General features: G+C 30.3%; 10 protein-coding genes and 1 pseudogene. 3 read left to right on the top strand and 8 right to left on the bottom strand.

The window, feature by feature from the left end:
- Positions 1 to 439 (top strand): annotated as a pseudogene (locus AABM47_RS03915) (hypothetical protein); the annotation flags it as partial.
- 3 nt (positions 440 to 442) lie between these two features.
- On the opposite strand, the gene AABM47_RS03920 reads toward AABM47_RS03915, so the two are convergent.
- Positions 443 to 2,077 (bottom strand): ABC-F family ATP-binding cassette domain-containing protein, encoded by a 1,635-nt coding sequence (locus AABM47_RS03920; RefSeq protein ID WP_338409621.1) that lies wholly within the window; start codon positions 2,075 to 2,077, stop codon positions 443 to 445.
- 196 nt (positions 2,078 to 2,273) lie between these two features.
- Here AABM47_RS03920 and AABM47_RS03925 point away from each other — a divergent pair, with 196 nt between their 5' ends.
- Positions 2,274 to 3,497, top strand: a complete 1,224-nt coding sequence (locus tag AABM47_RS03925; protein WP_338409622.1) for an MFS transporter — start codon at positions 2,274 to 2,276, stop codon at positions 3,495 to 3,497.
- Positions 3,498 to 3,634: 137 nt separating this feature from the next.
- Positions 3,635 to 4,246 (top strand): YceI family protein, encoded by a 612-nt coding sequence (locus tag AABM47_RS03930; RefSeq protein ID WP_338409623.1) that lies wholly within the window; start codon positions 3,635 to 3,637, stop codon positions 4,244 to 4,246.
- 68 nt (positions 4,247 to 4,314) lie between these two features.
- Here AABM47_RS03930 and AABM47_RS03935 read toward each other — a convergent pair whose 3' ends face one another.
- The 7 genes from AABM47_RS03935 to AABM47_RS03965 form a co-directional block, all read right to left on the bottom strand.
- Positions 4,315 to 4,533, bottom strand: coding sequence for a DUF2007 domain-containing protein (locus AABM47_RS03935; RefSeq protein ID WP_338409624.1), 219 nt, complete (start codon positions 4,531 to 4,533; stop codon positions 4,315 to 4,317).
- A gap of 45 nt (positions 4,534 to 4,578) precedes the next feature.
- Positions 4,579 to 5,193, bottom strand: coding sequence for a DEAD/DEAH box helicase (locus tag AABM47_RS03940; RefSeq protein WP_338409625.1), 615 nt, complete (start codon positions 5,191 to 5,193; stop codon positions 4,579 to 4,581).
- Positions 5,194 to 5,270: 77 nt separating this feature from the next.
- Positions 5,271 to 6,434: a sigma-54 dependent transcriptional regulator gene (locus AABM47_RS03945; protein WP_338409626.1), complete on the bottom strand. Its 1,164-nt coding sequence runs from the start codon at positions 6,432 to 6,434 to the stop codon at positions 5,271 to 5,273.
- Positions 6,435 to 6,649: 215 nt separating this feature from the next.
- A complete protein-coding gene (locus tag AABM47_RS03950) occupies positions 6,650 to 7,474 on the bottom strand; it encodes a mechanosensitive ion channel domain-containing protein (RefSeq protein ID WP_338409627.1) in 825 nt (274 codons plus the stop codon).
- A gap of 8 nt (positions 7,475 to 7,482) precedes the next feature.
- Complete coding sequence (locus AABM47_RS03955; protein ID WP_338409628.1) at positions 7,483 to 8,778, bottom strand: ABC transporter permease; 1,296 nt, start codon at positions 8,776 to 8,778, stop codon at positions 7,483 to 7,485.
- Between the two features lie 89 nt (positions 8,779 to 8,867).
- Positions 8,868 to 9,788: an ABC transporter ATP-binding protein gene (locus AABM47_RS03960; RefSeq protein ID WP_338409629.1), complete on the bottom strand. Its 921-nt coding sequence runs from the start codon at positions 9,786 to 9,788 to the stop codon at positions 8,868 to 8,870.
- A 155-nt stretch (positions 9,789 to 9,943) separates the two neighbouring features.
- Positions 9,944 to 10,789: DnaJ C-terminal domain-containing protein (locus AABM47_RS03965; protein WP_338409630.1), on the bottom strand; the 846-nt coding region annotated here is incomplete at its 5' end.

Here is a 10,789-nt window from a genome sequence, read left to right on the forward strand (position 1 = left end):
AATTATAAACAACGATATGTCTTATTTTTTTCAACGAGGAAATTCAAGTAATTCGTGTAATGGGATTTTTTGTTGTGATTCAAAAACAGACACCATTCGTTATATAAATGTTGTATTACCTCAGATAAACAATATAGAATCTACATTTACTGATGCTATTTTGGTAGATGATACCATCTATTTTTTAGCCTCAGTAGAAAACACAACTTCAACTTATTATGATGGTGAAATATTAGGCACATTTGTTGGAAAAATAAAACTATCTGATTGTTTAATTGAAGAAACGCAATTAATTTCAAATAAACATAAATTTGAAGGAATTACGCTTTATAAGACATCAAAAAATGAAATTGAGTTTCTATTGTGCGAAGACAATGATAGTACTATTTTAGAAGCTGATATTTATAAGTTAATTATTCAAAAAAGCATTAACCAATAAAAACTACTTTTCTATTTCCTTCATAGAATCCATTTTTTTGTACTCTAAGAAACCTTTTAGGTCTTCAAAATGTTCTTTTACTCGTTTGTTGCCAAATTCGAATACTTTAGTCGCTAATCCATCTAAGAAATCCCTATCGTGAGAAACCAAGATTAAAGTTCCATCAAAATCGCGTAAGGCATCTTTAATGATGTCTTTGGTTTTCATATCCAAGTGATTGGAAGGTTCATCCAGAATCAATAAATTAACAGGCTCCAACAATAATTTTATCATTGCCAAACGGGTTTTTTCTCCACCAGAAAGCACTTTTACTTTTTTGTGAATGTCGTCACCTTGAAACATAAAAGCTCCTAAAATGTTTTTGATTTGCGTACGAACATCACCAACAGCTATTCGGTCTATAGTTTCAAAAATAGTTGCATTTCCGTCTAATTGAGAGGCTTGATTTTGGGCAAAATAACCAATTTGAGCATTGTGACCAATTTCAACACTACCACTATTAATTTCAATTTCATTCATAATAGCTTTAATCATGGTCGACTTACCTTCTCCATTTTTACCTACAAAAGCAACTTTTTCTCCTCGTTCAATTACAATATTGGCATTTTTAAAAATCACATTTTCGCCATAGCTTTTATACAAATCTTTTACAACAATTGGGTATTGACCCGATCGAACCGATGGTGGAAATTTTAACTTTAAGGCTGAATTATCTATTTCGTCAACTTCTATAGGAATAATTTTCTCCAACATTTTAACACGCGATTGAACCGATAAAGTTTTGGAAAAAGTACCTCTAAAACGATCAATAAACTCTTGGTTTTCTGAAATCATTTTTTGTTGCTCATCAAACGCTTTTTGTTGATGTACACGTCTGTCTTTTCGCAATTCTAAATAATGTGAATACTTAGCTTTATAATCATAAATTCTACCCATAGTAACTTCTATAGTTCTATTGGTAATATTGTCTACAAAAGCTCTATCATGCGAAATAACCATAACAGCTTTGGCTTGATTAATTAAAAAATCCTCTAACCATTGAATACTATCCATATCCAAGTGATTTGTTGGCTCATCTAATAAAATTAGATCAGGTTTTTGCAATAATATTTTTGCTAATTCAATTCGCATTCTCCATCCCCCAGAAAATTCTTTTGTAGGTCTATTAAAGTCTTCGCGTTCAAAACCTAAACCTTTTAAAACTTTTTCAACTTCTGCTTCATAATTTACTTCCTCAATAGCATAAAACTTTTCTGAAAGATCTGATACTCTTTCAATTAATTTCATGTAAGCCTCACTTTCATAGTCTGTCCGTATGGTTAATTGCTCATTTATTTCATCAATTTTTTTTTTCATTTCAAAAACTTCAGCATAGGCTTTTGATGTTTCTTCCATAACAGTACAATCATCAACTGCCAACAAATGCTGAGGCAAATAAGCAATAACGGCATCTTTTGGTGCTGAAACATTTCCGCGAGATGGCTTGCTCTCTCCTGCAACAATCTTTAACAAAGTAGACTTTCCGGCACCATTTTTACCCATTAAGGCAATTTTATCATTTTCATTTATAGCAAAAGTTACATCACTAAAAAGTGAAGTGCCACCAAATTCTACCGCTACATCGTTTACTGTAATCATTTATTTTAAGTTAGAAGTCAGAAGTTTGACTATTTTTTTGAAGCAGCAAATATAAGGTAATTAACGTTCTTGACAAGTTGTCAAAAATGAAAAATAAATTCATTTTATTTATTTATGCTTTTTTTTAACGAATTAAATACTAAACTAATTCTTGCATTCATAAATAGTATATTTTTGCTTTTTTAAATTCTGATTCATGTCCATTACCAAAACTAATTTTATTTCGATATTTACTCCAAATACTGAAGTCAAAAACCCTTTTACTAAACTAAAAAACAACTATTTGTTTAGAATTAAAATGGCTATTGCTCTGTTTTTCTTTGGAAATGGTTTTTGCTTTGCTACTTGGGCCAGTAGAATTCCAGACATTAAAAACTTGCTAGATTTAAGTGAATCTGAATTAGGAACAATTTTGTTTTTTTTACCTATTGGTCAGCTGTCTGTTATGCCTTTTTCAGGTAGGATGGTAACCCATTTTGGAAGTAAAAATATGACCCTCTTTTGCACTATACTTTATGCGCTTTTTTTAACTTTTATTGGCCTAGCTACTTCGGGTTGGCAATTGGCTTTAGGTCTATTTTTTTTAGGTGCAATTGCAAATTTTTGCAACATTGCATTTAACACTCAAGGTGTTGCTACTCAGAAACTTTTTAAGACCCCTATTATGGGTTTCTTTCATGGTATGTGGAGTTTGGCAGGTTTTTTTGGTGCATTAGTATCTTTACTTATAATTTATTTAGAAATTTCTCCATTTATACATTTTATTATTGCATTTGTATTTATACTGATTATAGTACTTTTAAATTCAAAATATTTGATTCAAATTAGGGTTGAAAAAAGAAGCGAAAAAGAAACGAAAACAGGTTTTCAATTTCCAGACAAATTGTTAGTTTGGCTTGGCATTATTGGATTTTGCTGCATGGCTAGTGAGGGCATTATGTTTGATTGGAGTGGTGTATACTTTAAAGATATTGTTTTAGCACCAACTTCATTAGTTACGTTGGGTTATACTTGTTTTATGATAACTATGGCAACAGGAAGGTTTTTGAGTGACTATTTAGTTCAAAAGTTTGGTCCGCAAAATATTATTATTACAAGTGGAATTATAATTACTATTGGCTTATATATTGCCGTATTTTTTCCTTACTTAATGGCTTGTACTTTAGCATTCATGCTTGTTGGATTTGGAGTGTCTAATGTGGTTCCAATCGTTTTTAACCGAGCGGGTAACCTTAGCAATATTGCTACTGAAAAGGCATTAACAATAATTTCAAGCATCAGCTTTTTAGGTTTTTTAATTGGTCCACCAATTATTGGGTATATTGCAGAAGCTACTAATCTAAGGTATTCTTTTGCTACTATTGGAATATTTGGAATACTAATATCGATATTGACATTTAAACAAAATCTTTTCAAATAGTTCATACTGTATATTTAACCTATATTTTAATGTATCTTTAACAGAAGTATTTTGAAATTCAACAAATAACTTCTTACATTTGGTTTCTACTTAAAAGCATCAAAAAATGCTTAAAAAGAGTATAAATTATAGAAACTATGAAAAAAATAAGTATCTTAATCTTAGGGTTGTCTTTAGTAACTTTTACAAGTTGTAAAAAAGAGGAAAAAACAGAAACTACAACTGAAAAAACAGAAACTGCAGGTTTAACAATTGTAACTGATTCTACAAAAGTAAAGTGGACTGCTTTTAAAACAACTGACAAAATAGCTGTAGGTGGTGCCTTTAAACAAATTGAATTAAAAGATGTTAAAACAGGTAATAGTGCTCAAGAAGTTTTAGAAGGTGTTGCGTTTTCTATTCCAGTAAGTAGTCTATTTACAAATAATGATGATAGAGATTATAAGTTAAAAACTATCTTTTTTGCTGCATTAAAAAATACAGAACTTCTATCTGGTATTTTAAATTTTAGGGATAATCAATTGTTTATGATACTTTCGATGAATGATGTAACTAAGCAAATTCCGCTAGAATATACATTTGTAAATAATGTATTTAGTATGAAAACTACAATAAACTTAAATGACTTTGGTGGTCAAACGGCTATATCTGCAATAAACACGGCTTGCTACGAATTACACAAAGGACCTGATGGCGTTAGTAAAACATGGGAAACTGTTGATATAATGGGTGAGGTTTTGTTTAAATAACACCTGTTATAAAAAAACAAGACACAAATAATACAATAAAAATTGTATTATTTGTGTCTTGTTTTTTTTTATAGATTCATTTTAAACTCATCTATTATAGGTTCTGATTTTAATTTATCAGATTCATTGATAAAAACTTCTACAGCTAAATCAGAATTTCCAAATCCTGCCATTCGGGCAGATTGTAAGTTGTTTTTTGCGACAGTTCGTATACCGCTTTCTTCTAAAATTGTACGTAATGCATTAGCGATAATTTCGCTACCTGAAAATATTTTTACTAGTGCCATTTTTTATGTTTTTAATTTGAAAAGTGTTTACGATTAAATTTTGTTCTATTCGTCAAACTCTATAAATACTGGTTCAATCATGATTCTATCTGCCATGATTTCAATTTTTTCTGTAATTTTATTACAAAAGAATATTTTTTGCATTTTTGGCATACTGTCTGTCATTCTTAAAATAGGAACATCCATTCGCCCTTTAAATAAAACGTCAGCATCATCAACAACTAATATTTGCAAACGGTTTACATTGTATCCCGCTGTAGAAAACATAGCATTTAATTTATGTCCAGTGCCAACCAAAACATCAATACCTAATGATATTTGATTTTTATCTTCGTCTAAATCGGTTTTGTCATGTACCCCAAAAACTCTAATTTGATTGTCTTTACCCAATTGCTTAAACAGCTCGACCATTTCAAGTACTTTTGGTTTATCTTCTACAAAAATTAATGCTCTTGGAGATTCTTCAAGAGGTCCTTTTAGTTTTTGAATGACATTTAAAACTGCTGTTGTTGTTTTTCCTGAGCCTTTTTGACTTTGAATTACTACATCTGTTCCGCTTTTTATAGTAGAAAATGTTTCTTGTTGCAATTCATTTGCTTCTGATAATCCGTTGCGGATTAATCCGTTTTGAAGGCCTTGATCTATTTTTTTTAGTTGCATTTATTTATTTGGTGATGGGATTTGATTTTTTGTAACGGATAAACTTATCCAGCTCTTAAATTATATTAAACCCCAATTTACTTACTTGCGAATAATTTTACGTCTGCTTCTGAAATTTCTGTTCCACCTAAAATTATTAAGCGTTCTACTACATTTCTCAATTCTCTAATATTTCCGGTCCAATCATATTCTTGTAATAATTTAATAGCTTGTTTGGAAAATTTTTTAACAACAATACCCTGTTCATTAGCTATTTTATGAGTAAAATGTTCAATAAGTTCAGGTATATCATTTCGTCTTTCGTTTAGTGATGGCACTTGGATAAGAATTACTGCCAAACGATGATACAAATCTTCTCTAAAACGTCCTTCAGCTATTTCTTTTTTTAGGTCTTTGTTAGTTGCCGCAAGAACTCTAACATCGACTTTAATATCTTTATCTGCACCTACGCGCTGAATTAAGTTTTCTTGTAATGCTCTAAGAACTTTAGCTTGTGCAGAAAGACTCATGTCTCCAATTTCATCTAAAAAAATAGTTCCGTTATGGGCTGCTTCAAACTTACCTGCTCTATCTTTTACTGCTGATGTAAATGCGCCTTTTACATGACCAAATAATTCACTTTCAATTAATTCACTCGGAATAGCGGCACAGTTAACTTCTATAATTGGAGCAGAGGATCGTTCGCTTTTTTGGTGTATTTGATGTGCAACAAGCTCTTTACCAGTTCCATTTGGGCCAGTAATTAAAACTCTTGCATCAGTAGGTGCTACTTTTTCAATCATAGATTTAATATGATTAATTTCGGTGCTTGTACCTATCATTTCATAATTTTTACTGACTTTTTTCTTTAGATTTTTATTTTCAACAACAAGCTTTTTTTTATCCAAAGCATTGCGAACAGTATTGAGTAAACGGTTTAAATCTGGTGGTTTTGAAATATAATCAAAAGCTCCTAATCGCATAGCGGTTACTGCTGTTTCTAGATCACCATGTCCAGAAATCATAACCATAGGAATTTCGGGTTTTATTTTTTTTATGGCTTCAAGAACTTCAACTCCATCCATTTTGGGCATTTTGATGTCGCATAAAACCAAATCATAATCGTCCTTTTTTATCTTTTCAAAACCTATTAATCCATCTTCTGCTTCTTCAACAGTGTAACTATCATTTTCTTCTAAGAGTATTTTAATAAGCACTCTACGAATAGTAGCTTCATCTTCTATAATTAGTATTTTAGGCATTCCCTTTATTATTTAACCGCAAAGCTCGTAAAGATTGCAATGATTATTTGAAATGTACAAAGTTAGTAAAAAATAGAGACTTATCATTAATTATACTGCATTGAAACAGCATCAGTTATATACTAAGATTCCTTACAAAAATTAAAAAAAAGCAGAATACTCTAATTTTGAAACCAAAAACAATAAGTATTTATAAATGACAAATACAGTTTATTCTATTTGTTAATTATATGAATATCTCGCTGTGGAAATGGTATTGAAATATTGTTTTGTTTAAATAATTCGTCAATTTTAAATCGAATATCGCTTTGTATATAAGGGCTTCTCATTCCATCATTAACATAAAAATAAACTGAAAAATTAAGTGAAGAATCTCCAAAATCTTCAAAAAGCACAGAAATAGTTTCATTTTTTACAACTCCTTCTGTATTTACTGCGCTGGTTTCGAGCAATTTTTTTACTAAATTAATGTCACTTCCATAAGCAACACCAACGGTAACTTGCTCCCTGTTGGTACTTGTATTTTGAGTCCAATTAAACAAAATATCGGTCATAAACTTATTATTAGGAATGACTAATACCCTATCGTTTCTTGTAATTATTCGAGTTGTTCGCAGCCTGATCTCTTTTACTTTTCCTACTTTTCCTTCAACCTCAATGATATCACCTACATGAACTGATTGATCTAAAATTATTAAAATGCCAGAAATTATATCTAAAAAAAAAGTTTGAAGTGCAAAACCAATTCCAACAAAAAGGGCCGCCGAAGCCGTTAAAAAAACATTCATGTTAACACCTGAAGAATGCAAAACGAACATTACAACAAATATGTAAACCATGTATTTTATAAATTGAAAAATACTGATGAATTTATTTTTGTCTTCTAAAGGTAAATTTTTAGTAACAACTTTTCTAATAAGCTTTAAAGCATAAGATGTTATTATTAAAACTACAGTAAGGAAAATAAAATTCAGTAAAGAAAAATTAAACCCTTTAAACCCTAGCGCTTTATGATCAAGTAATTCTATTATTTCGGTCATTTTGTTTGTTAATATTTAAGCCATTTATACAATTCCTTCCAGGTTGGTTTTTTACCATACATTAAAATTCCAACACGATAAATCTTAGCAGCAAACCATACAACCCCCATAAAAGTAGTAAATAATAATGTTAATGACAGTATTAGTTGCCATAAAGGTACACCAAAAGGTATTCGCATCAGCATCACAATGGGAGATGTGAGTGGAAATAGAGAGAAAATTGTTGCAACTGTTCCGTGTGGATCATTTAAAACTGTAAAAAAACCAATGTACACTCCTAAAACTAAAGGCAAAATAATGGGTAATAAAAATTGCTGTGAGTCGGTTTCTGAATCAACTGCAGCGCCTATTGAGGCATAAAAAGAACTGTATAAAAAATACCCACCTATAAAATACAAAACAAAACAAATCAGTAAAGTTGCTATTGGTAAATTTTTAAATTCATTGATATACAAAGGAATACTTTTAGCAAAATCAGATGTGTCAGATTGTGCTAATACATCAGAAGCACCGCCCATTTGTAACCCAAAAACATATGAAGCAACAAAAAATAATATACTTCCAACTATAGCCCATATTGAAAATTGAAGTATACCCGCCAAAGAGTTTCCTATTATTTTGCCCATCATCAACTGGAATGGTTTTACAGATGATATGATGATTTCTATAATTCGATTGGTTTTTTCTTCAATGACACTGCGCATAACAAAATTGCCATAAATAACAATAAACATCATGATTAAATAGCCGAACGCACCTCCTAAAAACAATTTCATTTCATTTATTCCTTTTACGGTTTCTTGACCTGAAAATTTTGATAATTTTAAATCTGAATTTACTTTTGCTTGTTCAATTTTTAAAGCATCAAATCCTAAAGTTTTTAATTTATCTGTTGTTAAAGTTGAATTTATGATCTGTTCTACACTTATAATAAAGTCTATACTAGGACTTTCTTCTGAAATGTATTCTACTGTTGTTGCCAATTGCTGTATGGAATCAACTTTAGGAATGTATAACAGTCCGTTAAAATTAACTTTTGCAGAGTCTTTCGCAGCTTTAAAAGGCATAAACGAAATATCTATGTAATGGATGTTTTTATCGTTTTTAAATTGATTTTTTACAAAACCTACTTCGTCATGAATGGCAACTTGTGTTGCGGTGTCTTTATCCATTGTTGCTAAAAAACCAACGAAAACTCCAATCCCTACAAATAATAACGGACTCAAGAAGGTCATTACTATAAATGATTTGTTTCTAACTTTGGCAATGAATTCTCGTTTTATAATAAGGGATAATGTGCTCATTTTTTTATTGATTTTGGGTTAATTGATTAAGGAAATAAAACTTACTATTAAAAACATAGCTCGTCTTATTTTGCCGTTTACCTATTACCTTATTTGCTTACTGATTGAATAAATATATCGTTTACACTTGGAATTTTTTCAACAAAATGCGTTACTTGACCGTTTTTTGTTAATATACTAAATAATTCATTAGAATGATGCAAACCTAATTGCACTTCTAATTTAATATCATCGTTTAGAGATTTAAAATTGGTTGGGCCCACTTTAAACTTCTGGGTTAAATCATACATCAATGCTTCCAAATCTTGAGCTATTATTCCGACTTCAAAGGTGTTACTTCTATATTCTTTTTTTACATCTACTAATTTTCCCTCTATAAGTTTATTAGATTTATGAATTAAAGCTATATAGTCGCACATTTCTTCAACACTTTCCATTCTATGAGTAGAAAATATGATCGATGTTCCCTGTTTGTTTAATTCAATAATTTCATCTTTAATTAAATTGGCGTTTACAGGATCAAAACCAGAAAATGGTTCGTCTAAAATTAAAAGTTTTGGTTTATGAAGAACTGTAACTACAAATTGAATTTTTTGAGCCATTCCTTTAGAAAGCTCTTGAATTTTTTTATTCCACCAGCCTTCAATTTCTAATTTTTCAAACCAGTATTTTAATTGTTTCTGGGCTTCTTGTTTAGAAAGGCCTTTTAATTGTGCCAGATACAAACATTGTTCACCAACTTTCATCGTTTTATACAAACCTCTCTCTTCGGGCATATAACCGATATGTTGAATATCTGAAGGTTTTAATTTTTTACCATCTAAAAAAATATCACCCGAATCGGGCATTGTTATTTGATTAATGATTCTAATTAAAGTTGTTTTACCTGCTCCATTTGGGCCTAAAAGCCCATAAATACTTCCTTGGGGAATTGTAAAAGATACGTTATTTAGGGCTTTATAATCTCCAAATTGTTTCGTTACATTTTGTACTTCTAAAATTGAATTCATTAAAGTATGTTTTTTATATTAGTAAGGTTTTAGTAAAAATTGTTACAAAAAAACCCACCTTAATGTTTAAACGTTAAGATGGGAAAATTGATTAAAAAAAGAAAAAAAATTACTTCAATTAAAAAGTAAAATTAAATTTAAAGTATTTATATTTCTTATGAAAACATATCTTTAACTTTTTCAAAAAATGATTTATCTGATTTTTCTGGATTTGGAATAAAATTTTCATCTGAAATCATACTTTCAAAGAAGTTCTTTTGTTCTTTATTTAGCACTTTAGGAGTCCATACATTTACATGAACAAGCAAATCACCACTTCCGTATGAGTTGATACTTGGAATTCCTTTTCCTTTTAATCTTAATATTTTTCCAGACTGAATTCCTTCTTCTAGTTTGATTCTAACTTTTCCTGATACTGTTTCTATTTCTTTTGAAATACCTAAAGCAGCTTCAGGAAAACTTATATATAAATCATAATGTAGATTTTCACCTTCTCGTTTTAAAAATTCGTGCTCTATCTCTTCAATTGCAACAATTAAATCTCCAGGCATGCTATTATTTCCTGGTGCTTCATTTCCTTTTCCAGAAACTTTTAATTGCATTCCATCTACTACTCCTGCCGGAATTTTAATTGAAACAGTATCATCATCAAGAATCATACCTTGTGCATCTGCACCATTAGCTCTTCCATCTAAAATTTGACCAGAACCACCACATGTAGGACATGTTGAAGCCGTTTGCATTCTTCCTAAAATAGTATTAGAAACTCGCATTACTTGGCCTTGACCATTACATGTTGAACATGTTTTAAAAGTAACACCAGGAGCTTGTACTTTTCGTTTTACTTTTACTTTTTTCTCAACCCCGTTTGCAATTTCTTCTAAAGTTAGTTTAACTTTTATACGAAGATTACTTCCTTTAACTCTTCGTTGACCGCCACCAAAACCGCCACCACCGCCACCAAAGGCAGATCCAAAAATATCACCAAATTGACTAAATAT

Source organism: uncultured Flavobacterium sp. (assembly GCF_963925415.1).
In the GTDB taxonomy this organism is placed as follows: domain Bacteria; phylum Bacteroidota; class Bacteroidia; order Flavobacteriales; family Flavobacteriaceae; genus Flavobacterium.

What these genes read in the sequence shown, in the direction of transcription:
- AABM47_RS03935 (WP_338409624.1), bottom strand. Translation starts at nt 4,533, where the DNA reads ATGGCACTAGTAAAAATATTTTCAGGTAGCGAAATTATCGCTAATGCA.
- AABM47_RS03960 (WP_338409629.1), bottom strand. Translation starts at nt 9,788, where the DNA reads ATGAATTCAATTTTAGAAGTACAAAATGTAACGAAACAATTTGGAGAT.
- AABM47_RS03940 (WP_338409625.1), bottom strand. Translation starts at nt 5,193, where the DNA reads ATGCAACTAAAAAAAATAGATCAAGGCCTTCAAAACGGATTAATCCGC.
- AABM47_RS03925 (WP_338409622.1), top strand. Translation starts at nt 2,274, where the DNA reads ATGTCCATTACCAAAACTAATTTTATTTCGATATTTACTCCAAATACT.
- AABM47_RS03950 (WP_338409627.1), bottom strand. Translation starts at nt 7,474, where the DNA reads ATGACCGAAATAATAGAATTACTTGATCATAAAGCGCTAGGGTTTAAA.
- AABM47_RS03945 (WP_338409626.1), bottom strand. Translation starts at nt 6,434, where the DNA reads ATGCCTAAAATACTAATTATAGAAGATGAAGCTACTATTCGTAGAGTG.
- AABM47_RS03920 (WP_338409621.1), bottom strand. Translation starts at nt 2,077, where the DNA reads ATGATTACAGTAAACGATGTAGCGGTAGAATTTGGTGGCACTTCACTT.
- AABM47_RS03955 (WP_338409628.1), bottom strand. Translation starts at nt 8,778, where the DNA reads ATGAGCACATTATCCCTTATTATAAAACGAGAATTCATTGCCAAAGTT.
- AABM47_RS03930 (WP_338409623.1), top strand. Translation starts at nt 3,635, where the DNA reads ATGAAAAAAATAAGTATCTTAATCTTAGGGTTGTCTTTAGTAACTTTT.